Genomic DNA, 26,697 nt, shown 5'->3' with positions numbered 1-26,697 from the left:
CGGCGTCAGGGGGCCGAAAGCCGCCAGCCGAGCGTCGCACACAGCCCGAACCCGAAGGCGTTGAGCGAACCATGGAGCGCAACCATCGTCGATATCGTCAGCCCCAGTGACCGGCCGGTGAACGTCGACACCCCGTAGCCGAGCGCGAGCGCCATTGAAACTGGAAGCGCGACCGCCGCGATGCCGAGCAAGAGCCCCTGCGGTCTAGAGCAGGCAGGGACGACACGATGCAGGACTACACCGCCGAAGGCCGCGACGGCGACAGTGAAGAGACTCACTGCGACGACCTCCACCAGCGGTGAGAAGGCGATTCCGACCGCGATGAGCGCCGGACCGACGAGGACGACACCGACGACGGTGCGGAATTCCCACGAGTGGTCACCGAGGTATCGGCCGGTCAGTCCTGCTGCGACCGGGAGGACGAACCCGGCGTAGTGGAAGTGGACCGCTGTCAGTCGGATGATGACGCGGTCGAACCAGAGCGTCAGGTCGAGATGGGCCAGCAGGAGTGCGACCGCGCCAACCGAGACATAGGCGAAGCCAGCATCGATAGCGGTCTCTGGGAACACTAGGCCGCCCCGAGCCCGAGTCCGAACGAACGCCGCGAGTCCGAGGAGGCCGGTGACCGCAAGCCACGGCGTTGCGAGCGCGGCGGCCAGCAGTGCTGGTGACGGAACGACCAGCGATACCGCAAACAGGAGTGCGCCGACCGGCTGGAGCCAGATGGCTGTGGTCGTGAGCCGACTGACAGGTGCCTCGAACGCTCCGCTCACCGCCGTTCGGAGGGCGAGCGGGACCAGCACGAGCGGCGCGAGTGCGAGCGCCCGTTCGATAGCGTCCAGTTCGCCAGTGGCCGTCATCGCCAGCCAGACCACCGCACCAAGCACCGCGCTCAGGTCCGCCACGGCGATGCCCCGGATAGACGGCTTGGCGACGGTGGCGAGTGCTGGCTGCCGGGGCCCAGCGGCGCGGTCGCTCATCGCGGCGGGAGTCGGTCGAGTCCGCGGACGATTCGGAGGTCGTCGGGCGTCCCGTCGCTGGCAGTCTGGTCCTGCGTGAACGTCCCCCGATAGCCGAGCATGTGACCCACGAGGTCGTTCTCGACGGTCGCGGTGACGTGGTAGCGTTCATCATCCTCGTCGTAGCGGTCACGTACCTCGACATCGGCGGCCAGCGGCCCCGGCAAGGGCACATAGCGGTCGCCCAGACGAGCCCACTGGCGGCCGCCAGCGACCACGAGCGCGCCGTCCTCAACCCGCGGGTGGAGTTCGCTGGCGATCCGGCCCTGTGTCCCGAGGAAATCGAGCAGTCGCCCGGCCTCGGCGTCCCAGACGGTCAGCGAGTCGAACAGGCGGGTGGTGTCGCCGAAGTCGAAGGCGCGGCGGGTCGTCATCGCCTCGTGACCGCCGTCCGTCGTGTAGGCCACCGTCGTCACCGAAAACGGCACGTCCTCGCCGGCTTCAGGGAACAGCATATTCTGGGTCGTCATCGCGTACAGCGCCGGGAGGACCAGCGTCCCGCGGGTAATATCCATCTCGCCGCGACCGACACAGACCGTCCCGTCGTCCGGGGCGAGGCTGTACCGGTCGCGGACCTTCGGGTGGAGGTCGGCCGCGGCCTCGCCCAGCGCCCGCTCGTAGACGCCCGTCACAGTCTCACCCGCGCTGGTGGCATCCGCAACGCAATCGACGGTTCGACGGCAGCGCTCAGTCGTACTGCACTTCGCGTCTGTGTGTCCATTAGTTGGCTGTTCCCGGGGAAGATGGATATTTCTACTGGGTAGAAGACGGAAAATACTGAGTAAAGAGCCAGCGCAGTCAGTTTTCGACCAGAAAGTCGGGCAGGGCCTCGCCGTTGGCGGCCCGTTCGCCGACGTTACTTCTTCGAGCGGAGTTTGCGGTAGAGATACGCGACACCGAGACCGCTGGCGACCAGCGCCGGGACCAGCGGCGCGTCGGCGGCCTTCGACGCCTGTCGCCGAATCGTCTCAGTGACTGACGACGGTTCTTCGATGAGGTCCAGCACGGCTTCGGTGCTGTTAGCGACCGGCTCCGGCTCGTTCCCGGCCTCTGCGGCCGCTTCGGGGTCTTTGAGCAGGTGGCCCGTGGTCAGGCAGACGACCGACTCATCGCTATCGACCTCGCCTTCGTGCCGGAGTTTCCGGAGGCCAGCGACGGAGGCGGCGGACGCCGGTTCGACGCCGACGCCTTCCCCGGCGATGTCACGCTGCGCTTCGGTGATTTCCTCGTCGGAGACAGCGACGGCGGTGCCGCCGGTCTCCCGAATGCCCGGCAGCGCCTTCGGCGCGTTGACCGGATTGCCGATGCGGATGGCGGTCGCGCGGGTCTCGACGTCATCCCAGCGGCGGGTGTCCTCGTATCCATTCTCGATAGCCTCGACCATCGGAGCGGCACCCTCTGCCTGCACGCCGGTGAGTTTGGGCACCTGCTCCTCGGTGATTGCGCCGGCCTTGACGAGTTCGCGGAAGCACTTGTACAGCGCCGCGGTGTTGCCGGCGTTGCCGACCGGCAGGACGATTCGGTCCGGGTACCCGCCGTTGTCGGCGTAGAACTCCTCCATGATTTCCAGCCCGATGGTCTTCTGACCCTCCAGACGGAAGGGGTTCAGCGAGTTCAGGAGGTAGGCCTCGCCGCGGGCGGCGAGGTCCTGCACGATGTCGAGACACTGATCGAAGTTGCCGTCGACTTCGAGAATGCGCGCGCGGTGGAGACTTGCCTGAGCGATTTTGCCGGCTGCGACCTTCCCGGCAGGCAGGAGCACGAGCGTCTCCATCCCGCCGCGAGCGCCGTAAGCCGCCAGTGCCGCAGACGTGTTGCCCGTCGAGGCACAGGCCAGTCGGTCGACGCCGACCTCTTGGGCGACCCGGACACCGACGGTCATGCCGCGGTCCTTGAACGAGCCAGTGGGGTTCATCCCCTCGTGTTTCACGCGGAGCGCGTCGACGCCGATGTCGTCTTTCAGGCGGGGCATCTCGTGCAGCGGCGTGTCACCCTCGGGGAGCGTGACACCCTCTTCGAAGGGCAGGGCAGCGTTGTACCGCCAGACCCCCGAGCCTTCGAACTCGTCGAAGGTCGGCAGGTCATCGTAGCGGACCTCGAGCAGGCCGTCGCAATGGTCGCAGGTGTAGCGAATCTCGTCGAAGGGAGCGAACGTCTCACCACACTCGATGCAGGCCAGCCAGACGCCGTCATCGGCAACCGGCGGCACGTCATCGGTGAGTTGCAGGTCAGCCATTGTCGGGACCATGCTCCCAGTGGGCAAAAGTCGGACGGTTGTCGGCTATACTGCCAGCGTTCACGGCGCGGCAGCTATCACTCGCTGGGCCTGGCGTCGAACTCGTCGATACGGTGATGGACCGCGACAGTCCACTCGTCGAGGGTCTCGTGCATCAGTTCGCGGGCCTCCGACAGCGGTGTCGCGGTGTACTGGTACACGTGGCCGCCGCCGTCGAGCAACCGCCGTTTCCGCGTCGCAAGCCCCTTCTCGCGAAGCGTCGATAGCGACCGGTTGACGTTCGAGCGATCCCGACCAAGTTCGTCAGCGAGTTCCTCGACAGTGCTTGCAGGTGTTTCGAGCAATGTCTGATACGTCCGTACCTCGTGTTCCTGAACGCCGAACACACAGGCCATCACATCCGAGAGATTCGGTTCGTCGTCGACCATCAGCTCGTGGAACTGGTCCGGAGATGGGTTGACAGACATACCCACCTGTATACTTCCGACCCGGATAAACTGGGTCGTTACCTCAACCTCACCGCTCTGGTGTCGGTGCTGCCCGATTTCGGACATATCAAATCGTCTACTGTTTCAGGGTGGACTACAAACTAGCCGGACACCAGCAGCAACTGGTGCTGTGAGGAACGTTGTCAATGCTAGCAAAAAGGGTGCCGTTTCAGGTGGAGAGTTCCCCGAGACGGAATTGTTGTTGTCTCAATTTACAATCACCCTCAAAAGACTATACTATATAGTTACAGATAAGAAGTATTAACACTCATCGACGGGTGTCAGTTAAAAAGAAGTAAGCGCATGTCCCGTCGTGGTGTTCGAGCTACGATGAGGATGCTAATACTTCCCGATCCCAGAAACCAATGAATTACAGGAGTTTCGACCATCTCAGTGCTGATACGCAGGAGTGGATCGTCGATCTACCAGACGGCCTGGATCTGATCGTCGGAATACCCAGAAGTGGCATGTTAGTGTCAAACTTACTCTCACTGCATCTCAATCTCCCGATGACAGATATCGACGGGTTGCGGGAGGGCAGACTCCTGCAGACGGGGGAGCGGTATGATGGTGAGTTCGACCTCTCGGAGTTCTCGAAGATACTGGTGGTCGACGACACCGTCTACACCGGAAGCGAAATGACCGAGGCGCAGTCGACGATTGGCGGGTTTGATCTGTCCGCGGACGTGTACTACGGCGCTGTGTACGTGGACGAGGGCTCCGAGCAGTTCGTCGATACGTACGCCCAGACCCTGGCGTTCCCGAGAGTATTCGAGTGGAACATGATGCACCACGACTTCCTCGAGGACTCCTGTGTCGACCTGGATGGCATCCTCTGTCGCGACCCGACACCCAAAGAGAACGGCGACGGGCCGAAATACCGGGAGTTTATTTCGACTGTCGATCCGATCTGTGTTCCCTCGGTGGAAATCGGGAAGATCGTCACCTGTCGGCTGGAGAAGTACCGCAGCGAGACTGCCGCCTGGCTTGAGGAACACGGGATCGAGTACGACGAACTGGTGATGATGCAGTACCCGGACAAAGCCACGCGGGTCGCCGCAGGCAACCACGGCGAGTACAAGGCCACGGTGTACCAGTCCTCGGACGCCAAACTGTTCGTCGAAAGCTCACACTCTCAGGCGCGGACGATCGCTATGCAGACGAACAAACCCGTCTACAGCAAGGAGCAAAACCGGATGCTCCAGCAGGGGTATCTGAACCGCGTCACCAGAAACGGCCAGATGTCTATTGAAGCCGTCAAATCCGACCCGCTCAGATACGTCGAACAGTTCAGGTCGGACCCCGTCGACTTCGTCAAGCGGGCTTCGTCGGTGTTTCTCTGATTTGCAGCGGTCACCTGCCACGGCCTCCGGTGGGCCCAAACGCTAACCACGAGACGCCCGTGGGTCCGACCATGGATTCGGGACCACTCGCAGAGACAACTGTACTCGTCACCGGAGCGAGTTCGGGTATCGGCGCGGCGACCGCCCGGAAGCTGGCCCGCGACGGGGCTGACGTGGCGTTAGTTGCCCGCCGGGAAGACCGCCTCACTGAACTGGCCGACGAAATCACCGACAACCACACCGTCGGTACCCACGTCGTGCCAGCCGACGTCAGCGACCGGGCACAGGTCACGGCCGCTATCGAATCGACCGTCGAAGCGTTCGGCTCACTTGACGGCGTTGTCGTCAACGCCGGGGTCGGCCGCGGGTCGGACGTTGAGACGCTGTCAGACGAGCAGTACCGGACGATGATGGACGTCAACGTCGACGGCGCGTTCTACACCGCCCGCGAGTCGCTCTCCTATCTCCGGGACGGGGCCGGGTCGCTGGTGTTCGTCGGTAGCTTCGCCGGGCAGTATCCCCGGCCGTTCAACCCCGTCTACGCCGCGACGAAGTGGTGGCTCCGTGGCTTCGCACATAGCCTCGCCGGCCAGGTCGGTGACGACGACATCGGCGTCACGGTTGTCAATCCTTCAGAGGTCCGGTCGGAGTTCAACTCCGAGGACGGAACGGCGTTCAACGAGCGGTTCGAGCCGGGCGAGGTGACCGAGCCCGAAGAGGTAGCCGACGCTATCGCCTTCGCCATGCGACAGGAGCCACCGACCACCATCAACAGCATCGACGTGTTCCGCCGGGACAAATTTAGCCACTTCTAGCCTACCACCTTTTTCCACGGGGGCATCGCGCTCGCCGCTGGCGAGCGCTCAACCCCCGCGCAAAAACGTCCTCAGAAGTCGGAGACTTCTGATGGGCTGCACAAGAGCTTCGCTCTTGTGAACGTGGGCGAAAAAGGCGCGAATCGCTCCGCGATTCGCGTGAAACCGCGGGCCGTCGGCGCGCGGTACAGTGGCATCGCCACAGACCGCTTCCACCCGGCTAACCACTCTAAATCTTCGGGCCGACCGATTACTACGCCTGCTCGGACAGCCACACGAGCAGTCCCTTCTGGGCGTGCAGGCGATTCTCCGCCTGATTCCAGACGACAGCGTTCTCCGATTCGATGGCAGCGTCGGTGACCTCCTCGCCGCGGTGGGCGGGCAGGCAGTGCATGAACGGCCGGTCCCCAAGCAGGTCCGGCGTGATCTGGAACCCCTCGAAGTCCGCGAGTTTCTGGTCGCGTTTGTCCTCCTGGCCCATGCTGACCCACACATCGGAGTACACCACGTCCGCGCCAGCCACGGCGGCCTCTGGGTCGTGGGTCGTCTCAGGCTCGTTACCGAAGCCGGCGGCGCGGTCGGCCACATCATCAGAGATGCCGTAGCCCTCCGGCGTGGCGACGGTGAGGTCGAGGCCGACCATCGCTGCGCCGATGACGAACGACTGGCAGACGTTGTTACCGTCGCCGACCCACGCCACGGAAACGTCCTCAAAGTCGCAGAACTGCTCACGGATGGTCAGCAGGTCGGCGAGCGTCTGGCAAGGGTGGGCGTCGTCGGTCAGTCCGTTGATAACCGGAACGTCGGCGTATTCAGCCAGTTCCTCGGCGTCCGCGTGGTCGAACACGCGGGCCATGATGAAATCGACGTAGCGCCCGAGCGCACGGGCGGTGTCTTTCACCGGTTCGCCGTGGCCCAGATGGATGTCGTCGGGGCCGAGAAAGACGGCGTGGCCGCCCAGTTGCGTCATCCCCGTCTCGAAGGAAACCCGGGTCCGCGTCGACGGCTTCTCGAATATCATCCCGAGTGTCTGCTGGTCGAGCAGGTCACTCGTGCTCCCCTCGCCGTGGTCGGCCTTGATGGCCGCGGCGCGGTCGAGGACGGTCACCAGTTCGTCGGTCGTGAGGTCGTCGACGTCGAGTATATCCATCTCAGTCCTCCAGCAGGCGTTCGGTCGCGGTTTCGAGCACCGCGACGGAGCGGTCGTATTCGTCGAGCGGGAGGTGCTCGTTCGGTGCGTGGTCGAGGTCCGAGTCGCCAGGCCCGTATGTCACCATCGGACAGTCCCACGTCTTCGCGTAGACGTTCATGTCGCTGGTGCCAGTCTTGCGAAGCAGCGTGGGCTCGCCACCCTGCTGCCGGATGGCGGCCCGGAACGCCCGGGCGGCGCTAGTTCGGGGGCTCTGCATCACCGGTTCGACCTTGTCGTCCCAGTTGACCGTGCCGTTCTCCAGAAACCCGTCGGCGATTTCGCGGATTTCGCCGGTGCTGTACTCCGGCGGGACGCGAAGCTGGACATCCATCGTCGCTTCGACGCTCAGTCCGTCGCTCGATGTCCCGCCGTTGAACTCAACTGGCTTGCAGGTGACGCGCTCGAAGACGGGGTGCCACTCGTCGGTAGCGAACTCGTCGTCGACCGACGACCACCAGTCGATAGCGTCCTGAATGGCGTTGTTCTCCGGGCGGGAGGAGTGGCCGGACTCGCTGGTGGCGACATAGGTCCCGGCCAGCAGGCCGCGATAGCCAAGCGTGATGCCCTCCCAGCCGGAGGGCTCGCCGTTGATCACGGCACCGGGTTCCGACTCGCGGTCCTCAACGAGGAATCGAGCACCTTTCGAATCGACCTCCTCGCCGACGACGCCGACGAAGGAGGCTCCGGTGCGGACGGCGGCGACGGCCATCGCACACAGCGGCCCTTTCGCGTCGACGCTGCCGCGGCCCCAGAGCACGTCACCCTCATCGTCCTCCTCGACGCGAACCGGGATGTCGCCCGGGACGGTGTCGATGTGAGAGGTGAGCAAGACGCCGTCATCTGCGGGCGCGCGGACGTTGCCAACTTCATCGAGCCACGCCTCGCGGCCGTGGGCCTCGAAGAACTCGACTAACCGTTCGGCCGCCTCCGTCTCGTTCCGCGAGACAGACGGGATGCGGACGACAGCTTCGAGCAGGTCGCGTGCCTCGGTGTCAGCCTCGCGGCTCGCGGCTTCGCTCATTCCACCACCTCCGCCATCGCATCAACGACGGCGTCAGCGTGGTCCTTGTCAATGGTCAGGGGCGGGAGCAGGCGGATAACCGTGCGGCCGGCCGGCAGCGCGAGCACCTGATGGTTCAATGCAAGCTTTTTCAGCGCCGCGTTCGCGCCGCGGCCGACCTCAACGCCGATCATCAGCCCCTCGCCGCGGATGTCCCGCACGTCGTCACCGATAGCTGCCTCCAGTTCAGTCAGGAGGTAATCGCCGATAACGGCGGCGTTGCCGGGCACCGAGTCCTCGATGATGGTCGAGACTGTTGCGCCGGCAGCCGCCGAGATGACCGGCCCGCCGGAGAACGTCGAGGCATGGGAGCCGTAGTCCTCGGCGATCCAGTCCCGGCACAGCGTCGCGCCGATAGGGAGACCATTTCCGAGGCCCTTCGCCGCGGTTATCATGTCCGGCGCGACGGCGGCGCGCTGGGAGTTCCACAGCGCACCGGTCCGTCCCATCCCGGTCTGGACCTCATCGAAGATGAGTGCTGCCCCGGCGTCTTCGGTAATCTCCCGTGCGTCTTCGAGGTAGCCGTCCGAGGTAGGATTGATACCGCCTTCGCCCTGAACAGGTTCGACGATGAACGCGGCGGTGTCCTCGTCGACGGCCTCCTCAAGCGCCTCGCTGTCGTCGTAGGGGACGAACTCAACATCGCCGATGAGCGGCTCGTAGGGTTTCTTGTACTTGTTTTTCCACGTGGTCGCCAGCGCGCCCATCGTCCGGCCGTGAAAGCCCTGCATCGTCGCGACGATTTTGGAGTTCCCCGTCGCCGACCGGGCGAACTTCAGCGCGGCCTCGTTGGCCTCGGTCCCGGAGTTACAGAGCCAGGTCTTGTCAATCGGGTCCGGTGCGGTCTTGGCGAGCAGGTCGTACAGCGCCGTCCGTTCGGCGTTCGGATAGGACGCCTGAACGTACGTTATCTTCTCTAGCTGTTCGCTGACGGCGCTGTGGACCGCCGGGTGCTTGTGGCCCAGCGGGACACAGGCGTAGGATGCGCCCATGTCTAGATACTCTGTGCCGCTGTCGTCGTAGACGTAGGCACCGTCGCCACGTTCGATCTGGATAGGTTTCTCGTTGAAAACGAATCCGCTCATTGTTCCTCCGTCGCTGTCTGGTCTGTGTCCTGTTCGAGTGCGCTCGCGTGAACGTGGGTTCCGCCGCCGTCAAGCGCCGAGAGAATCGGTGACTCGGCGTTGGCGTCTGCCACCACGACCTCCGATGCGCCGCCGTCGAGCGCCTCCTCGGCGGCCATGATTTTCCGGCCCATGAATCCCTCTGCAGCGTCTTCAAGAGCGTCCCAGTCGCTTGCCGTCTCGACCGATTCGATGAGCGTCGACGGGTCATCGGGGTCCGCGTAAACGCCCTCGACATCAGTGAGGAGCACCAACTGCGCATCGAGTTCGCCGGCGATGGCCGCCGCCGAGCGATCGGCGTCGGTATTCACTGGAATTACCTCACCGTCATCGTCTCCCGCCATGGGTGGCCCAGCCACCGGCGTGTACCCATCGCCGAGCAAGGTCTCCAGCAGGTCACCGTTGACCTGCTTGATCGTGCCCGAGTGGTCGCCGCGGCGAATCTTCTTCTTCCCGTCCTCGACGACCCGCACTGCGGACTTCCGCGGTCCGTAGAGCAGTTTGCCGTCGACGCCGGTGAGCCCGACCGCATCGACGCCCTCGCTCTGGAGGCCGGCGACGAGCTGGGTGTTCAGATGCCCGAAGGCCATCTCGAACACCTCCATCGTGGTCTCGTCGGTGAACCGGCCGACGACGCCCGACGGTGTCTCGACGTATTCAGGCTCGACGCCGAGCCGTTCGAGCGTCTCGTCGACTTTGGTGGAGCCGCCGTGTACCACGACGACCTGCTCACCATCGGCCACTAACGATGCCACGTCCGCAAGCGCCCCCGCAGGGTCGACCGCGCGAGCGCCACCGACTTTGATAACGACTGTCATAAAAACTCAGGTCAGGGGTTACGGTGCGCCGACGGGGTGGAGCCCCTGAAACTCCAGCCCCGCCGTCTCTTCGATGCCGAGGGCGACGTTGGCCGCGTGGACCGCCTGGCCCGCCGACCCTTTCATCATGTTGTCGATGGCCGAGAACACGACCAGTCGTTTGTTGCCGGGGTCGAGTTCGAAGCCGACCTCGGCGCGGTTCGTCCCCGCGACCGACTTGGGTTCGGGGTAGCGGTAGACGCCACCGCCGCCGGCGACGAGTTCGACGAACGGTTCGTCCTCGTACTCGCCGCGGTAGGCTCCCCAGAGGTCGCCCTTCGAGACCGGACCCTCGGGGAAGACGTGACAGGTCGCGCTCGCGCCGCGAATCATGTCCACCGCATGCACGGTGAAGGACACGTCGATGCCGAGGAACTGCTGGATCTCGGCCTCGTGGCGGTGGCCCGTCGGCGCGTACGGACGGACGACGCCCGAGCGCTCGGGGTGGCTGGAGGCCTCGCCGCCGCCGGCTCCGCCCTCGCTTGACCCGACCTTCACGTCGACGACGACCTGCTCGTCGCCGGAGAGGATGTCGGCCTCGAACAGCGGGAGCAGGCCCAGAATCGTCGCCGTGGCGTTGCAGCCGCCGGAGGCGATGAGGTCCGCGCCTTCGAGGTTGTCGCGGTTGAGTTCCGGCAGCGCGTACTCGCTCTGGTCAAGCAGTTCCGGGCGTGTGTGCCCGTCGTACCACTCGTCGTACTGGGCCTCGCTCTCGAGGCGGAAGTCCGCCGAGAGGTCGACGACTGTGCCGGCGGCCTCCTGAAACGCGTCTATCTGCTCCATCGAGACGCCGTGGGGCGTCGCAGCGAACAGCACGTCGACCGACTCCAGATCTTCCGGCGAACTAAAGCGTAGGTCCGAGTGCCGAAGGTTCGGGTGCGAGTGCCCGATAGTCTTGTTCTCCTTCGAGCGGCTGGTCGCCTGGGCCAGTTCGAACTCGGGATGGCCGTCAAGCAGGCGAAGCAGTTCCCCGCCGGTGAAGCCGGAGCCGCCGACGACGCTTGCCGTGTACGTCATGCTGTCACCTCGGCGTCGGTCTCGGTCGCCGCCTTCTGTTCGAGCCAGTCGACAACCTTCGCGGGTACGTCCACGTCGGTGACCTCGTTCAAGGCCTTGAATTCGACAGTGTGGTTGACCTCGTGGACCGTGTAGTCCTCGAACTCACGCGCTCGCGGCTCGCCTTGCTCACGGCTGTCGCCGTTCGCATTCGAGGCGCGCTGCGCCTCGCTCTCGCCGCTCGCGTCTTGGGTGTCGCTTTGGGACACCCCCACCTCCATCAGGTCGATACCGAGCAGCCCGCCCCCGACCGCGTCGGAAGCCTTCTCGACTAGTTCCAGTGCGCGGTCGTCGAGTTCGAACTCGTTGGTCTCAGCGCCCTTGGCAGCGTTGGTGAGCCAGTGGTCCGAGGAGCGGACCATCGCCGCGATGGGCTCGCCGTCGACAGCCAGCACGCGCATGTCGCGGCCGGGCTTTTCCACGAACTCCTGTACGTAGAAGATCTTGTGCTCGTAGTGGCCAAGTGTCTCCTTGTGTTCGAGGATAGCCTCAGCGGCCGAGCGGGAGTCGATCTTCGCCATCAGGCGACCCCACGAGCCGACAACGGGTTTGAGGACGCAGGGGTAGCCGAACTTCTCGATGGATTCCAGCGCGGCGTCCTTCGTGAACGCCACGTCGGTGTTGGGCGTCGGCACGCCCGCGGCCTCTAACGCGAGGCTGTTGTTGACCTTGTCCGCACAGGTGTCGGCGACCTCGGGACCGTTGACGACCGGCACGCCGTAGGCCTCCGCGAACTTCGTCGCGTACACGCTACGACTGGTCGCCAGACAGCGGTCGACGACGATGTCCAGATCCTCGAAGGCCTCGGGGGCCTCGTGGATATTGAACTGCTGTTTGCGAACGTCTATTTTCTCGATCTCGTGGTCGCGCTCGCGCAGTTCCGACAGGAGCAGCTTCTCGTCCCGGCGGATGCGCGAGTAGAGGAGTCCGACTTTCATACTGAGTCCTCCGTGGGTTCGCGGCTCGCAGCGTCGAGCGCCACGGTCACGTACGGCGCCGAGCGCCGCGCCACCGCGAACACCTCACTCACCCCAGTCCTCTTCGAGCTCGGGTGCGCTGTCGAGCTCGACAGGGTCGGCGCCAACGACTTCCAGTTCGGCACCGCAGGTGGCACAGTCAACGATCTCTCCGACTTCGAGGTTGTCGTGCAGGGACACGTCCGCCCCACACTCGATGCATTCTGCCATTGTAGTTCATCCTGTGACAGGGATCCACTTAAAGCCTTCGAACATATCAGAATAGTTTAACAAAATATACTGCCCTCTAATCGTATCAAAGCTCCAAATCCGCCACGTTTCCGAATCGTGTATCAGAAGTATGGTATAATTGTCCCGCGAGGGGACGGTGGTCGGTCAGACATATCGGTCCACCTCCGTCTGGCGGCGGTCAGCCGCCTGTGAAACCGCTTGCCAGCGGCCAGTCAGTGCCTCGCTGTCGGCGGCGAGTGCGTCTTCGGCTACCGACACCTGCTCGGCGACGGCGTCGGGGGCCGGGCCACCGCGAGAGTCCCGCATCGCGACACTTTCCGCTGGGTCAAGTGCGTCCTCCAGCGCGTCGCGGTCGACGTAGGCTGACAGAGGCTCGCCCAGCACGTCCTCGGCGACAGCCGACAGTGCCTCGTAGTCGGGCGCGTCTTCCTCGGACCCCAGGCCGGCGGCGGCCTCGGCAACGACCTCGTGGGCCGTGCGGAACGGGACACCGGCCATCGCCAGCAAGTCCGCCACGCCAGTCGCCGTCGCAAAGCCATCAGTGGCTGCGGCTTCGAGCGTCTCGGCAGGCCAGTCAGCGGTTGCGACCGCGCCCGCGGCGACTGCCACGCTCTCGGTGACGCTGTCGATGGCGTCCCAAGCGTGGCGACCGGCGCGCTGCAGGTCGCGGTTGTACGCGCGAGGCTGGCCCTTCAGGTTAGTCAGCAGGCCGTTCAGCCCGCCGACGGCGTCGCCCGTGCGTCCACGGACCAGTTCCAGTGTGTCGGGGTTCTTTTTCTGGGGCATAATCGACGACGTCGAGGCGTAGTCGTCGTCGAGGGCGACGTGACCCTTGCTCGCCATCACGACCACGTCCTCGGCCAGCCCCGACAGGGTCGTCGCCAGCGTTGCCACGGCGCTGGTCGTCTCGACGAGGAAGTCGCGCGTCGCCGAGGCATCCATCGAGTTCTCCGCCACCGAGTCGAACCCGAGCAGTGCCGCGGTGCGCTCGCGGTCCACGTCGAAGGGCGTCCCCGCGAAGGCGGCCGACCCGAGGGGGTTCTGGTTGACGCGCTCGTAGGCATCCAGCAGGCGCCCGGTGTCGCGCTGGAGCGCCTGTTCGTAGGAGAGCACCCAGTGAGCGACCGTCGTCGGCTGGGCGGGCTGGAGATGCGTGTAGCCGGGCATCACCGTCCCGTCCTCGGCGCGAGCGACCTCGATGAGTTGCTCGCGGGCACCGACGACGGTCTCAATGAGGTCCAAAATGTCCTCACGCAGGCGGTAGCGGATGCAGGCCGCCACCTCGTCGTTGCGCGAACGGGCAGTGTGCATCTTCCCGCCGTCCGGGCCAACGCGCTCGATGACGGCGCTCTCTATCGCCTCGTGTACGTCCTCGCCGTCGGGTAGCGCGTCATGGCCTGCGTCCTCCACGTCCGCCAGCGCGGCCAGCACGTCGCCGGCCGTCTCGCGGTCGATGATCTCCCGTTCGGCCAGCATCACGACGTGGGCGCGGTCGACGGCCAGGTCGGCCGCGAAGATGCGCTCGTCGTCTGACAGCGAGGAGAGGAACGACCGGGCGGGCCCGCCCGCGAAGCGGTCACGGCGGACGACCGTCTCGTCGTGGTCGTCGGCGTTTGCCGTCTCGTGGTCCTCGCCGTCGCTCATTCGCTTACTCCTCCGTGTCCTCGCTCGCGGCGTGGTCGCCGCTGCCGTCCGTTACGGCTGCCCCTTTTTTCGCATCGTCCAGAATCTTGTTCGCGAGGCGGGACTGGAAGCCGTGGTACTTCGCGACGCCGGTCGCGTCCTGCTGGGTGATACCGCCGGAGACATCCTCCTCGTTGAACGAGGCCGCCGACTCGCTGTAGACGGCGTAGTCGGACTCGCGCGAGACCGGGCGGCAGTGGCCGCCTTCGAGTTTCACCGTCACAGTGCCAGTGACGCGCTCGTTGGTGTCGTCGATGAACGCTTCGAGTGCGCCCGTCAGCGGCGCATCGACGAGGCCCTGATAGGCCTTCTGGGACCACTCCTGATCGACCTGAGCCTTGAACTGGCGTTCTTCTTGTGTAAGGACGAGCCCCTCAAGCGCCTCGTGGGCCGTCAGCAAGACGGTGGCCGCGGGGTGCTCGTAGTTCTCGCGGACTTTCAGCCCGAGCATGCGGTCCTCCATCATGTCCGTGCGACCGATACCGTGGGCACCCGCCTGCTCGTTGAGTTGTTCGATGAGTTCGACCCCGCCGAGTTCCTCGCCGTCAACGGCAACGGGAACGCCGTCTTCAAATTCGACCTCGACGAGTTCGGCATCCTTGTCTGAGGGGTTGTCCGTCCACTTGTAGATGTCGTCGGCTGGAATAGTGCTCGGGTCTTCGAGTTCGGAGCCCTCGATGGAGCGGCTCCAGAGGTTCGTGTCGATCGAGTAGCGACCGCCGTCGCCACCCTCGACGGGCAGGCCCTTCTCGGCGGCGTACTCGTTTTCCCATTCGCGGGTCAGTCCGAGTTCACGGACCGGTGCGATGACATCGAGGTCGGAGTCGCGCCAGACGGACTCGAAGCGGAGTTGGTCGTTGCCCTTGCCGGTACAGCCGTGTGCGACGGCCGAACAGCCCTCCTCTTCGGCGACTGAGAGAATGGCTTTGGCGATGACCGGGCGCGCGAGAGCGGTCCCAAGCGGGTAGCCCTGGTAGTCAGCGTTAGCCTTGACGGCTTCCATACAGAGGTCTGCGAACTCCTCGGTGGCGTCGACGACGTGCTGTTCAACGCCCAGCGCCTCGGCGGTCTCCTCCGCCTCCTCGAACTCGTAGTCGGGCTGGCCAACGTCGACGGTAACGCCGATGACCTCGTCGTAGCCATACTCTTCTTTCAGCAGCGATACGCAAACTGTCGTGTCGAGCCCGCCCGAGAAGGCGAGCGCGACGGTTCCGTTTCCTTCTGGCATGGATGTGTTCTGGATTGGTTCCGTGGTGTGCCTGTCGGTTTCTCGATCAAACAATGGATCGAGTATCCCATCGAACCGACGACGACGGCGTCTAGCGACGAAGTGAACCTGTCAATTGAAGAGTAAGTAGTAGTGGGCCTAGAAACGGCCCGGTCGTCGTCGTGGGGAGAAACGGAGGGACCCCTCGCTGTCCGCAGCGAGCATCGTGGAGAGAGGGGTCCGCATCATGTACTTTCTGCTGTGTGACTCGGGTACTAATAGTTTCCGTGTTCACAGTGGCGTGTGTATAGACAACAAACACCGGACATCAGCAGTCACCGCGTCGCCCATAGCGACCAGCATCGACAACAGACTGGCGTGTGACGAGCGTTAAACGGTGTATTCGTCTTCGGTCTAGCTATTGGCCAGCATCGACAGTGTCGGACCCGCCACCCGGCGACTCGGTTTCCTCGCCATTGGTGGCCGTCTCGTTGGCTGGCGTAGCGTCGGCAACGTCCGTCCGTTCACCCGCCGGGGTCCGCTCCGGCCCGGCCCCCGAGCGGTCACCCACTTCGGTTCGGTTCGCCGCATCACTGCCGCGGTCACCGGCAACCTCAGGTCGAGCCTGCTGCCCGACGTTCGGGCCGGCGATACCCTGTGCGATAGCGGCGACTTCCGGTCCGCTCAGTTCGCTCGCGCGCTGTGAGAGGGCCTTGATCGCTGTCGCATTGATTCCCTTCTTTTCTAGCACTTCAGTGGGGAGCTGACTGGCGGTTTCGTTCGTCTCGGTAGCCAGTCGCTGAACGTTCCTCGTCTCCGCGTGGAGCTGGGCGGCCTTCGCCCGGTACTCGCCCTCACTCATCGAGCCGTTCTCGCGGGCTTGCTCCAGCGCTTGCTTTCGCTGTTGGAGTTCGTCAAGTCGGGCCTCGGAGTCGTTCACCTGCTCGGCGACGACAGACGCCTTCGCATCGTCAGTGTTCGCCTGTGCGATGCGGACCCCGAAGGTCCGTGACTGGACCTCGCCGTCCAGTTCAGCTTCCTGCACGCTGACGACGCCTGCCAGCTGTGCGCCGGGGGCCGTCGAGTTCTCGTTGGCCTGTTCGGTCACCGCTTCGGTTTCCTGTGCCATCGTTGCGGCGGGCACTGCGGCGAGCGTGCTCACCACGAGCAGCAACGCCAGCAATACCGGGGTGGCTCGTCTCATTCTATCCAGTACTTGTCCACCCAAGACCCTATAAATAGGCGTCAGTGATGCCGGGTTAGCGCCGATTAAGCCGGATTAAAACCGCAATACTGCGCTCGAACCAGCTGACAGGTTCCGGTGAACGGTCGGTGTCTTTATTACTGTGTTTCGCCGTCGCTGTCGGTTCCGTCGCCCTCGCCGCCGTTGCCACCAGTCACGTCAGTGTCCGGCAGTGTCACCACGTTCTCCCGGCCGATGCGGAACGTTTCGACCTTGTCCTCGTCGCGCAAGCCGCCAATGACCTGACTCGTCTTGGCGTCGGTCCAGTCGAGTTCGCCGGCCACCTGCTGTTGTTTGAGCCGCCCGCCGTTCGAGTCGAGCAGTTGCAGGACCTGCTCCTCGTTGCTCAGGAGTTCGGCCGGCGGTGCGCCAGCGTCGGCGTCCGTGCCGGCGGGGGCCTCCGTGTTTGAATCGTCAGATTCGACCATCGACGCCGGTGGTTCGGCCAACTCACCGCCGCCAAGGACACCGTACCGTCGAAGGGCATACGCTCCGGCGGCGATGCCGACCAGCGCGAGGAGTCCGCCGACGAGGAGGCCGTTCGACCCGCTGTCACCGCCAGCGCTGTCCCCCGAAGTGACAACCACTCGTGGCTCCGATTCCCCGAACGTCTGTTGGCCCCGCCAGGTGACAGAGTCGTTCTTCCGTTCGTCGGCCTGTGGCGCGACGGAGTCGGCCTGATAGCCTGCCGGCCAGCGGACAGTCAGTGAGGTCTCGCTGTCCAGAAACAGCCCCGAGAGCGCGTCGCCGATTTCGAGGCGGTCACCGGAGACGCCGGCGAAGTTTGTCCACTGGAACCGGTAGGTAATAACGCCGTACGTCTGGCCGAACGTGTCTTCGCGCGCGCTTACAGTGACGTTCTCGATAGCCATCTCGCGGCCGGTCGCGTTCTCCGCGGCCCCGGCAGTGCGTTGCATCCGGCTCTCGAAGCGGTCCGTGTACGCTGCAGGGTTTGCCTGGATATCCGCTCGCAGGTCCTCGAAGGCCTGCGTGGCGTTGTCGTCGTCTAACCGGATGCGGTAGGCGACCGTCCAGTCGGCGGCCCCATCTGGTCCCACGTCAGCGGTCATCACGACCACGTCTGCATCGACAGACTGCTGGCCGAGGCTACCGAAACCGGCCCCGGTCGCTGTCGGTACAAGCAGTGCTACTGCGACGAATACGACTACCAGCGTTCCAGCGCTCCGGCCCATCCTACCGCGGCTACCTTCTCAGCAGGTATATCGTTTATTGCCGATTGTGTGAACTGATACGCTGCGGCCTTACAGCTCAGGTCGCATCGCTGCCGGGGCCTGAATCACCGGCCGCTGTGGCCACAAGGGGTTTGCCCCGTGAGGGAGTCCTGTCGAGCATGGACAGAGCGAAACTCGACGTGGACACCCTGCTGAAGATTGTCCTCGTCCTCATTGTCGTCTGGTTGGTGCTCGAAATTATCGGTGGGGTTCTGGGACTGTTAGGCTGGCTTCTGGGGCCGCTCCAGCCGATACTCGGCGTGGTTCTGGTCGTCCTCATCGTCCTGTGGCTGCTTGACCGGCTGTAGGACCGCGCTCTTTTTCCCGACAGCAAGCGACCCGCTCACTGTGTACAGCATCAACGTCCCGCTCCCGTCAGCAGTCACGTCGCTGGCGGCCGACCTTGCGGCGGACCTGCCGCTCGCACAGCGACGAGGCCGGGGCGAGCACACGCTGGTCGCCAAGCGGCTGGGCGGTGGCGACCATGCGGCCTACGCTCGACTGGAAGCACAGGGTCGGGAGGCGCTTCGCGGCCAACCGGCGTTCGAGGCGAAGATTGCAGGCGTCGAGCAGTTCGAAACAGCCGTGACCGGGCCATCGCCGGTGGTGTATCTCGCCGTCGAGAGCCCCGGACTGGTCGCCTTGCACGAGCGGCTCTGCGAGCGGGTCGACCCGGTCGACGAAATGGAAGGCGACGCGTACGTCCCGCACGTGACCGTCGCCCGCGGCGGGGACTTGGACGCGGCCGCACGGCTGGTCAAGCGAGACATCGAACCGATTCGGTGGACCGTCGACGAACTCGCCTTTTATGACGCCGACCGAAACCAGCCGGTCAGCCGGGTGTCGTTGCCGGCGTAGCGCTGCTCAGTTGTCTGTCCCGGCACAGTGGCGAACAGGCGGCACGCGTCGGTTCCGGCGCGGTGGTGCCGCACAACTGCTATTCGCGCCGGGCTATGGTTACGTCACAGCGGCCGTGGTCTCGGCTTCGGATATAAACGGTTGGACCGAAAGCAATGCTTTTGGAGCGGCCTACCATCCACTACAGATATGGATTACCGCGAAGTCGACAGTACGTCCGAGTTCGTCTGCCGACTGGAGCACGGTGGGGACTGGCGCGCGCAGATCGAGGCCTTCGCGGACGAACAGGGCATCGACGCCGGCTTTTTTTACGGGCTTGGGGCAGTGCAGGACGCGGAACTCATGTTCTACGACCAGGACCGGACCGAGTACGACTCGCTGACCTTCGACGAACCGCTTGAGGTCGCCGCCTGTATGGGCAATATCTCGCATCTCGACGGGGAGCGGTTCGCCCATACACACGCCGTCCTCTCGCGGCCCGACGGCGAGGCGGTCGCCGGCCATCTGAACGCCGGCACCGTCTGGGCGGGTGAACTGTACGTCCGCGGGTTCGATACGGAACTCCAGCGGGAGCACGACGAGCCGACCGACCTGGACCTCTGGAATATCTAAGATGCGGGAGGCCGACGAACAGTACTTCGAAACGCTCGAAACCCAGCTCGAAGCCGCCTTCGACGTCGCCGAGCGGGCCAAAGAGCGCGGTGGCGACCCAAAGCCCGAAGTCGAGATTCCGACCGCCCGTGACATGGCCGACCGGGTCGAGAACATCCTCGGCATCGACGGCGTTGCCGAGCGAGTGCGGGAACTGGAAGGACAGATGTCCCGCGAAGAAGCCGCACTGGAACTGGTCGAGGACTTCGTCGAGGGGACTGTCGGCGACTACGACAGCCGCGAGGGGAAAGTCGAGGGTGCGGTCCGGACTGCTGTTGCCCTGCTGACCGAGGGTGTCGTTGCCGCCCCAATCGAGGGTATCGACCGCGTGGAACTGCTGGAAAACGACGACGGCACGGAGTTCATCAACGTCTACTACGCCGGCCCGATTCGGTCGGCCGGCGGAACTGCACAGGCGCTCTCGGTGCTAGTCGCCGACTACGCCCGCGCACTGCTTGGCATCGACCAGTACAAGGCCCGCGACGACGAGATCGGCCGCTACGCCGAAGAGATCGACCTCTACGACAAGGACACCGGCCTCCAGTACTCGCCAAAAGAAAAGGAGACGAAGTTCATCGCCGAGCACATGCCCATCATGCTCGACGGCGAGGCGACCGGCGACGAGGAGGTGTCGGGCTATCGGGACCTCGAACGCGTCGACTCGAACTCCCCGCGTGGCGGGATGTGTCTGGTACTGGCCGAAGGGATTGCGCTGAAAGCGCCGAAGATACAGCGCTACACCCGGAACCTAGACGAGGTCGACTGGCCGTGGCTGCAGGACCTCATCGACGGGACCATCGGCAAGGACGAAGCCGACGAGGGGGACGGCGCAGAAGACGCGAACGACGACGACGGTGGCGACGGCGCGGACGACGACGGCGGGGACGAGGCTGACGAGCAGGCGGGACCGCCGCGGGTCGAACCCGCCGACAAATACCTCCGGGACCTCATCGCCGGCCGCCCGGTGTTTTCCCACCCGTCGAAAGCGGGCGGGTTCCGGCTTCGCTACGGCCGGTCACGCAACCACGGCTTTGCGACCGCCGGCGTCCACCCGGCAACGATGCACCTCGTCGACGACTTCCTCGCGACGGGGACTCAGATCAAGACCGAGCGGCCGGGGAAAGCCGCCGGCGTCGTGCCGGTCGACACCATCGAGGGGCCGACCGTACGTCTGGCTAATGGCGACGTGCGCCGCATCGACGACGCCGAGGAGGCACTGGCAGTCCGCAACGGCGTCGAGAAGATACTCGACCTTGGTGAGTATCTGGTCAACTACGGCGAGTTCGTCGAGAACAACCATCCGCTCGCGCCGGCCTCCTACACCGTCGAGTGGTGGGAGCAAGACCTCGCGGCCGCCGGCGCGGACGTGCAGGCGATGCAGGACTCGCCCCACATCGACCTCGCCGACCCGAGCGCCGAGGAAGCCATCGAGTGGGCGACCGACTACGACGCCCCGCTGCACCCGAAATACACCTACCTCTGGCACGACGTGAGCATCGAACAGGTGTGTGCGCTCGCCGACGCCGTCGAGGACGCACAGGTCGCACAGGCCGACGGTGCGTACGCCGACCCGGAGATGGACGGCACAGCAGGCGATGCGCACAGCGACGACGGCGCGCTCGTCCTGCCACGGAGCGATGCCGTCCAACAGACGCTCGAACGCCTTCTCATCGGGCACACGCAGGACGAGGACACGATTACGGTCACCGACTGGGTGCCGCTGGTGCGGACGCTTGGGTTCTCCCGGTCGCTGGAGCGGGACTGGACGCGAGAAGACCTCTCCGAGCACGCGCGAACCTACGGCGAGAGTGAGTCGCTCGACGCTATCGGCGTTGCCGAGGATGCCGAGCGCGAAGACGGCCAGAACGCCATCAAGGCGATAAACGAGGTTGCGCCATTTCAGGTTCGGGAGCGCGCCCCGACCCGCATCGGCAACCGAATGGGTCGCCCCGAGAAATCCGAGCGGCGGGACCTCTCGCCGGCCGTCCACACGCTCAGCCCCATCGGCGAGGCCGGCGGGGCACAGCGAGACGTGGCCAAGGCGACGAAACACGCCGACGACATGAGCGATACGCCCGGCCAGGTCGAAGTCGAAGTAGCCCGGCGGCGCTGTCCTGACTGCGGGACCGAGACCCACCAGGCGAACTGTGCCGAATGCAGCGGAACCACCGAGCCAGTGTACGTCTGTCCCGACTGTGAAGCCGAGGTCGAGCGCGACGAGTCCGGCCGCGCGGAGTGTGGGCGCTGTGAGACACTCGCCTCACCGACCCAGTACAAAGTGCTCGACCTGCAGGAAGCGTATCGGGACGCCCTGCAGAATGTCGGTGAGCGCGAAACGGCCTTCGAACAACTGAAAGCAGTCAAAGGACTCACCTCCGAGGAGAAAGTCCCGGAACCGATGGAGAAGGGAATCCTCCGGGCAAAACACGACGTCTCGGCGTTCAAAGACGGCACCGTCCGCTACGATATGACCGACTTGCCGGTGACGGCGGTCCGAGCCTCAGAACTGGATGTCTCTGCCGAGCGACTCCGGGGACTGGGCTACACAGAGGACATCCACGGCGACCCGCTGACCCACGAGGACCAGCTGGTCGAGCTAAAGGTCCAGGATATCGTCCTCTCGGACGGCGCGGCCGAGCACATGCTCCAGACCGCCCGGTTCGTCGACGACCTCTTGGAACAGTACTATGGGCTGGAGCGGTTCTACGAGTTCGACGACCGCGAAGACCTCGTCGGCGAACTCGTGTTCGGAATGGCCCCCCACACCAGCGCGGCGACGGTCGGCCGTGTGGTCGGCTTCACCTCCGCCGCCGTCGGCTACGCGCACCCGTACTTCCACGCCGCCAAGCGACGGAACTGCTTCCATCCGGACACCCGGCTGTGGTACGAGGACGAGAACGACGACTGGGAATACGGCACCATCGAGGAACTGGTCGAAAGTCGACTGGACGACCCCCAAGAGGACGACTTCGGAACGCTCGTGCAGGAGTTAGACGGCGACCTCACCGTGTCGTCGCTGGGCGAGAACGGTCCCTGTCGCCAGCCCGTCGACGCCGTCTCGAAACACCCCGCGCCGGACCACCTCGTGGAAGTAACCGTCGGCGACCGGACGCTCCGTGTCACGCCCGACCACACGATGCTCCGGGCCGGTCCCGATGGAATCGAGGAGGTCCCGGCCAGCGATTTAGCCGCCGGCGACGACCTCCCTGCCTACGACGGCGGCGAGACGACGACGATGACGGCACGCGGCGAGGCCTCGACGGCGGCTACCGACGGCGCAGCCCCGACAGACACCGTCGAGGCTGTCGAGTACGTCGAAAGCGATGTCGACCACGTCTACTGTCTCACAGTCGCTGACACGCACCGGGTTGCCGTCGAAGGGACCTACGTCGGCCAGTGCGACGGCGATGAGGACTGCGTGATGCTCCTGATGGACGGCCTGCTGAACTTCTCGAAGTCGTACCTCCCGAACCAGCGTGGCGGCCAGATGGACGCACCCTTGGTGATGTCCTCGCGTATCGACCCCAGCGAAATCGACGACGAGGCCCACAACATGGACATCATGGACGCCTATCCCAGGGAGTTCTACGAGGCAACCCGCGAGATGAAAGACCCGACCGAGGTCGAGGACGTGATGAAAATCGCCGAGGAGACGCTGGGGACCGACCGCGAGTACACCGAGTTCCGGCATACGCACGACACGGCGAACATCGCTGCCGGGCCGGACCTCTCGGCGTACAAGACGCTCGGCTCGATGGAGGACAAGATGGACGCCCAGCTGGAGATTTCCCGGAAGCTGCGGGCCGTCGTCGAGAGCGATGTGGCCGAACGAATCATCGAGTACCACTTCCTGCCGGACCTCATCGGCAACCTCCGGGCCTTCTCCAGACAGGAGGTCCGGTGTCTCGACTGCGGGGAGTCGTTCCGCCGTGCGCCCCTGACCGGCGACTGCCGGGAGTGTGGCGGCCGCGTCAACCTCACCGTCCACGAGGGGTCGGTCAACAAGTACATCGACACAGCCATCCGCGTCGCCGACGAGTTCGGTGCCCGCGACTACACGAAACAGCGGCTCAAGATACTGGAACGGAAAATCGAGTCGGTGTTCGAGAACGACCACAACAAGCAGTCAGGTATCGCGGACTTCATGTGAGCCGTCCCGGGACCGCCTTCGGGACGCCCGACCGGGTCCGCCCATCGGGCGGCGTGTGTCAGCGGGCGCGTCCGCGTTCGGGGTGGCATTTAAATTCGAACCGCGTTCTCAGCTCCGTGCAATCCGAGCGGGATATATGATGAATCCTGATAGAAGGCGAGGCAAGAGATGGACCGAGACGTGCTGGTCATCGACGATTCAGTCGACCGTCAGGTGTATGAAAGGGGCCTCAACCCAGCATACAGCTACACACTGGCCGAGACAGTGGACGACATCGCCCCCTCGTTTGCTCGGTCGGAGGTCGTCGTCTACGACCACGGACGGCCGGGGATGGCGTTTCCAGAACTGAAACAGACGGTACGAGACATCGGTGGGTCGTACTGCGTGCTCGTCGTGACCGGGGCGGAGCCGACGCCGGAACTCCTGTCGCTCCCGTGTACCGATTACCTTCGGAAACCGGTCGACGGGGCGGCGCTCGGGCAGGCAGTCGAGCGGGCGATGGGGCTCTCGGACGGTGACCTCCGGGAGGCGATATCACTGACGCGAAAAGTACACGTGCTTGATTCGGCCCATTCAGGCAGCGAACTCGAACAGAGTCGGGCGGTCCACGACGCACGTCGGCGACTCCGCGAACTCGCAAGGCCGGAGGTTCTGTGTGAGATTGAGCGGATTGACGCCGATATCCTCTCTACCCACCTCGACCTGATACGGGGCGCTACTGACGAGCGGCAGGCACCGCGGGCCGACGGCGGAGAGACCGGCGGGAGCCGTCTGGAAAGCGTGGATATCAGTCCCTGGAAGTTCCGGGAGGCAGTCGAGAGCGCTGGCCATGCCGTCGTGTTCACCGACCGAGACGGGGTTATCGAGTACGTCAATCCGGCGTTCGAGGAGCTGACCGGGTACGCCGAATCGGAGGTTATCGGTCACACGCCGCGGGTCCTCAATTCGGGTGAACACGACGACGCCTTCTACGAGCGCCTGTGGGACACCATCGATGCTGGCGATGTCTGGCGGGGTGAACTGGTGAACGAGCGCCCTGACGGTGAGCGCTACGTCATCGAGCAGACGATTGCGCCGCTTCCACGCGGCGGCGAGCCGCGCGGCTACGTCGCTATCAACACGGATATCACCCAAAAGCGGCAGCGTGAGGAGAAAATAGAGGCGCTACACGAGGCGACACGGGACCTGCTCGGCGCTGACAGCCCGTCGACGGTTGCCGCCGAAGTCGGCTCGGCCATCGAATCGATTCTGGAGTTCCGCATCAACGTGATCCGCGTCCATCGGGACGGGCAACTCCAGCCTGTGCACGTCAACGACAAGGCCGAGGAGTTGCTAGCGGAGCGGCCGACATACGACGTCGGCGAGGGGTTCCCCGGCGAAGCCTTCGAGGAACAGCAGGCAAGCGTCTACACGGATATCCGTGACCACGACGGCGGCACAGCGCTTGATCCGGTCGTCTCGTGGCTGTACGTCCCAATCAGCGAGTACGGCATCATCAGCGTGGGACAGACGGACCCGGATGCGTTCGATGAGACGGACCTGAACCTCGTCCAAATTATTGCGAGCAACGCGGAAGTCGCCCTGCAACGCCTGCAAAAAGAGCGGGAGCTACAGCGGGAGAACGACCGGCTCGAACAGTTCGCAAGCACCGTTTCACACGACCTTCGGAACCCGCTACAGGTCGCCAAGGGGACGCTGAGCCAGCTCGATGACAGCACTGCCGGGGTCGACCGGCTGCGGCAGGCCCACGAGCGGATGGAAGAAGTCATCGAGGGCGTGTTGACGCTGACACGGCAGGGGAACCGCGTCGAAGACCCGTCACCGGTCGACCTCGGTGCGGTCGCGCGTTCCTGTTGGACCCACGTGAGTTCCTGTGACACGGAACTGGTCGTCGAGGCGGACAGCCTCGTTGTTTCCGGGGACGACGCCCGCCTCAAACACCTCTTCGAAAACCTGTTTCGCAACGCCGTCACACACGGGCAGGCGTCGACCATCCGGGTCGGACCACTCGACAGCGGGTTTTACGTCGCCGACGACGGGGTCGGCATCCCGGAGAAGGAGCGAAACAGCATCTTCGACAACGGCTACACGACGAGTGCCGACGGGACGGGGCTCGGCCTGACAATCGTCGAGGAAATCGCGAGCGCACACGACTGGGACGTGTCCGTAACCGAAAGCGGGACCGGCGGTGCCCGCTTTGAGTTCGTCGCCGCCACCCAGTACAGGGATGAGTGAGCCGGATGCCACGCGCTTCAGGGCGCTGTTCGAGCACACCGACGATGCTGTCGCCGAGGTCAAGTTCATCGACGACAAGCCGATAATCCGGGCGGTAAATCCGGCGTTCGTCGAACTGTTCGGTGTCGACAGCGAGCAGATACGCGGGGAACCACTGACCGAGCACGTCCTGGGAATCGAACGGGACGGCTGGAAAGCGTCCGACGGAGCGCCAGGCGACCCCCACCCACAGCAGGGCACCGTCACGGGACAGACAGTCGAGGGCCCCCGGCAGTTGTCCTGTCGGGTCGTTCCGACGACAGCGAACCGAGCGCTGACGATATACACCGACCTGACCGAGAGACAACGGCGAGAGCAACACCATCAGGTGCTCCACCGTGTGCTACGGCACAACCTCAGGAACAAGCTCGTGCCGCTGCTCGACGGGACAGAGACGCTGGCGGCGGAGCTGTCGGGCGACCTCGGGGCGCAGGCATCCCTGATGGCGACGGCGGCAAGCGAACTGGCCGAACTGAGCGAGATGGCCGGGAAGATAGAGTACGTGATGGGCGCGGCCGCGACGACGGCGTCACGGACCGACCTCGTCGAGAGCGTGCAGTCAGTCCTCGACCGGTACGACGCCGCGACAGTTGACCTCGCTGTCGAGGACTCCGAGACGGTGACCGTCGCCGTCGACGACCGGCTTGAAATAGCGCTGACACAGCTCGTGGAAAACGGAATCAAACACACCGACGGAGAGCCGGAGCTGTCAGTCACGGTGCGGTGCGAGCGGACGGTGGCGGTGGTCGAAGTCAGCGACAACGGCCCGGGATTGCCCGAACACGAGCGGGCGGTGTTGTTCGGCGACAGGCCGATAACGCAGCTCAGACACAGCACCGGACTGGGGCTGTGGCTGACGAAGTGGATACTGGACTGTCACGGCGGAGAACTCGCCTACGACAGGCACGACGGGCGAACGACGCTCACGCTCCAGATTCCGCTCGCTGCGGAGTTCGGTGTCGGCGACAACGACCGACGCCGGACCTCTCAGGGCGACTGAC

The 26,697-nt window shown here is 64.7% G+C and carries 23 protein-coding genes; 8 read left to right on the top strand and 15 right to left on the bottom strand.

Annotated elements, in window-relative coordinates; genetic code table 11:
- Positions 1 to 5: 5 nt before the first annotated feature.
- The 4 genes from BDK61_RS02260 to BDK61_RS02245 form a co-directional block, all read right to left on the bottom strand.
- Positions 6 to 980: a YndJ family protein gene (locus tag BDK61_RS02260; protein ID WP_121302184.1), complete on the bottom strand. Its 975-nt coding sequence runs from the start codon at positions 978 to 980 to the stop codon at positions 6 to 8.
- Positions 977 to 1,651, bottom strand: coding sequence for a DUF4166 domain-containing protein (locus BDK61_RS02255; protein ID WP_121302183.1), 675 nt, complete (start codon positions 1,649 to 1,651; stop codon positions 977 to 979). Before BDK61_RS02255 ends, BDK61_RS02260 begins: the two co-directional genes overlap by 4 nt.
- A 224-nt stretch (positions 1,652 to 1,875) precedes the next feature.
- On the bottom strand, positions 1,876 to 3,267 hold the full coding sequence (gene thrC, locus BDK61_RS02250; protein WP_121302182.1) for a threonine synthase: 1,392 nt from the start codon (positions 3,265 to 3,267) through the stop codon (positions 1,876 to 1,878).
- A gap of 65 nt (positions 3,268 to 3,332) precedes the next feature.
- Positions 3,333 to 3,722: a helix-turn-helix domain-containing protein gene (locus BDK61_RS02245; RefSeq protein ID WP_004959860.1), complete on the bottom strand. Its 390-nt coding sequence runs from the start codon at positions 3,720 to 3,722 to the stop codon at positions 3,333 to 3,335.
- A 386-nt stretch (positions 3,723 to 4,108) separates the two neighbouring features.
- On the opposite strand from BDK61_RS02245, the gene BDK61_RS02240 reads away from it, so the two are divergent.
- Both BDK61_RS02240 and BDK61_RS02235 read left to right on the top strand, forming a co-directional pair.
- Positions 4,109 to 5,086 (top strand): orotate phosphoribosyltransferase, encoded by a 978-nt coding sequence (locus tag BDK61_RS02240; protein WP_121302181.1) that lies wholly within the window; start codon positions 4,109 to 4,111, stop codon positions 5,084 to 5,086.
- 71 nt (positions 5,087 to 5,157) lie between these two features.
- On the top strand, positions 5,158 to 5,901 hold the full coding sequence (locus BDK61_RS02235) for an SDR family oxidoreductase (protein WP_011224365.1): 744 nt from the start codon (positions 5,158 to 5,160) through the stop codon (positions 5,899 to 5,901).
- Positions 5,902 to 6,154: 253 nt separating this feature from the next.
- Here the strand turns inward: BDK61_RS02235 and argF are convergent, their stop codons facing one another.
- The 11 genes from argF to BDK61_RS02180 all read right to left on the bottom strand — a co-directional run bounded on the left by argF (position 6,155) and on the right by BDK61_RS02180 (position 17,724).
- The gene (gene argF, locus BDK61_RS02230) at positions 6,155 to 7,051 is read right to left on the bottom strand and encodes an ornithine carbamoyltransferase (RefSeq protein WP_121302180.1); all 897 of its coding nucleotides are present in this window, start codon (positions 7,049 to 7,051) and stop codon (positions 6,155 to 6,157) included.
- 1 nt (position 7,052) lies between these two features.
- Positions 7,053 to 8,114 (bottom strand): [LysW]-lysine hydrolase, encoded by a 1,062-nt coding sequence (locus BDK61_RS02225; protein ID WP_004959874.1) that lies wholly within the window; start codon positions 8,112 to 8,114, stop codon positions 7,053 to 7,055.
- On the bottom strand, positions 8,111 to 9,238 hold the full coding sequence (locus BDK61_RS02220) for an aspartate aminotransferase family protein (protein ID WP_004959876.1): 1,128 nt from the start codon (positions 9,236 to 9,238) through the stop codon (positions 8,111 to 8,113). The genes BDK61_RS02225 and BDK61_RS02220 overlap by 4 nt, the downstream gene beginning before the upstream one ends.
- On the bottom strand, positions 9,235 to 10,095 hold the full coding sequence (locus tag BDK61_RS02215; RefSeq protein WP_004959879.1) for an acetylglutamate/acetylaminoadipate kinase: 861 nt from the start codon (positions 10,093 to 10,095) through the stop codon (positions 9,235 to 9,237). Before BDK61_RS02215 ends, BDK61_RS02220 begins: the two co-directional genes overlap by 4 nt.
- Before the next feature lie 18 nt (positions 10,096 to 10,113).
- Positions 10,114 to 11,151 carry an N-acetyl-gamma-glutamyl-phosphate reductase gene (gene argC / locus BDK61_RS02210; protein WP_121302179.1) on the bottom strand — a complete coding sequence of 346 codons (1,038 nt, stop codon included), beginning with the start codon at positions 11,149 to 11,151 and terminating at the stop codon, positions 10,114 to 10,116.
- Positions 11,148 to 12,128, bottom strand: a complete 981-nt coding sequence (locus tag BDK61_RS02205) for a RimK family alpha-L-glutamate ligase (protein WP_004959885.1) — start codon at positions 12,126 to 12,128, stop codon at positions 11,148 to 11,150. Before BDK61_RS02205 ends, argC begins: the two co-directional genes overlap by 4 nt.
- 84 nt (positions 12,129 to 12,212) lie before the next feature.
- The gene (gene lysW, locus BDK61_RS02200) at positions 12,213 to 12,377 is read right to left on the bottom strand and encodes a lysine biosynthesis protein LysW (protein ID WP_004959888.1); all 165 of its coding nucleotides are present in this window, start codon (positions 12,375 to 12,377) and stop codon (positions 12,213 to 12,215) included.
- Between the two features lie 165 nt (positions 12,378 to 12,542).
- Entirely contained in the window at positions 12,543 to 14,042 is a 1,500-nt protein-coding gene (argH, locus tag BDK61_RS02195) for an argininosuccinate lyase (protein WP_121302178.1), read from the bottom strand.
- Between the two features lie 4 nt (positions 14,043 to 14,046).
- Complete coding sequence (locus BDK61_RS02190; protein ID WP_121302177.1) at positions 14,047 to 15,309, bottom strand: argininosuccinate synthase; 1,263 nt, start codon at positions 15,307 to 15,309, stop codon at positions 14,047 to 14,049.
- 397 nt (positions 15,310 to 15,706) lie between these two features.
- Positions 15,707 to 16,492: a hypothetical protein gene (locus BDK61_RS02185; RefSeq protein ID WP_208644653.1), complete on the bottom strand. Its 786-nt coding sequence runs from the start codon at positions 16,490 to 16,492 to the stop codon at positions 15,707 to 15,709.
- A gap of 137 nt (positions 16,493 to 16,629) precedes the next feature.
- Entirely contained in the window at positions 16,630 to 17,724 is a 1,095-nt protein-coding gene (locus tag BDK61_RS02180) for a helix-turn-helix transcriptional regulator (protein ID WP_121302176.1), read from the bottom strand.
- Positions 17,725 to 17,882: 158 nt separating this feature from the next.
- On the opposite strand from BDK61_RS02180, the gene BDK61_RS02175 reads away from it, so the two are divergent.
- From BDK61_RS02175 to BDK61_RS02150, 6 genes are all read left to right on the top strand, one after another.
- Positions 17,883 to 18,071: a DUF7554 family protein gene (locus BDK61_RS02175; protein WP_007189558.1), complete on the top strand. Its 189-nt coding sequence runs from the start codon at positions 17,883 to 17,885 to the stop codon at positions 18,069 to 18,071.
- 40 nt (positions 18,072 to 18,111) lie between these two features.
- A complete protein-coding gene (locus BDK61_RS02170) occupies positions 18,112 to 18,621 on the top strand; it encodes a 2'-5' RNA ligase family protein (RefSeq protein WP_004959903.1) in 510 nt (169 codons plus the stop codon).
- A gap of 189 nt (positions 18,622 to 18,810) precedes the next feature.
- Positions 18,811 to 19,233: a PPC domain-containing DNA-binding protein gene (locus BDK61_RS02165; protein WP_004959905.1), complete on the top strand. Its 423-nt coding sequence runs from the start codon at positions 18,811 to 18,813 to the stop codon at positions 19,231 to 19,233.
- Position 19,234: 1 nt separating this feature from the next.
- Complete coding sequence (locus BDK61_RS02160; protein WP_121302175.1) at positions 19,235 to 23,422, top strand: DNA-directed DNA polymerase II large subunit; 4,188 nt, start codon at positions 19,235 to 19,237, stop codon at positions 23,420 to 23,422.
- 168 nt (positions 23,423 to 23,590) lie between these two features.
- Complete coding sequence (locus BDK61_RS02155) at positions 23,591 to 25,657, top strand: hybrid sensor histidine kinase/response regulator (RefSeq protein ID WP_121302174.1); 2,067 nt, start codon at positions 23,591 to 23,593, stop codon at positions 25,655 to 25,657.
- On the top strand, positions 25,650 to 26,696 hold the full coding sequence (locus BDK61_RS02150; protein ID WP_121302173.1) for a PAS domain-containing sensor histidine kinase: 1,047 nt from the start codon (positions 25,650 to 25,652) through the stop codon (positions 26,694 to 26,696). The genes BDK61_RS02155 and BDK61_RS02150 overlap by 8 nt, the downstream gene beginning before the upstream one ends.
- The last annotated feature ends 1 nt before the right edge of the window (position 26,697 follow it).

Origin of the sequence: Haloarcula quadrata (genome assembly GCF_003634715.1) — an archaeon.
In the GTDB taxonomy this organism is placed as follows: domain Archaea; phylum Halobacteriota; class Halobacteria; order Halobacteriales; family Haloarculaceae; genus Haloarcula; species Haloarcula marismortui.
Note: the sequence above shows the minus strand (reverse complement) of the source record. Positions and strands in the feature narration are given on the sequence as shown.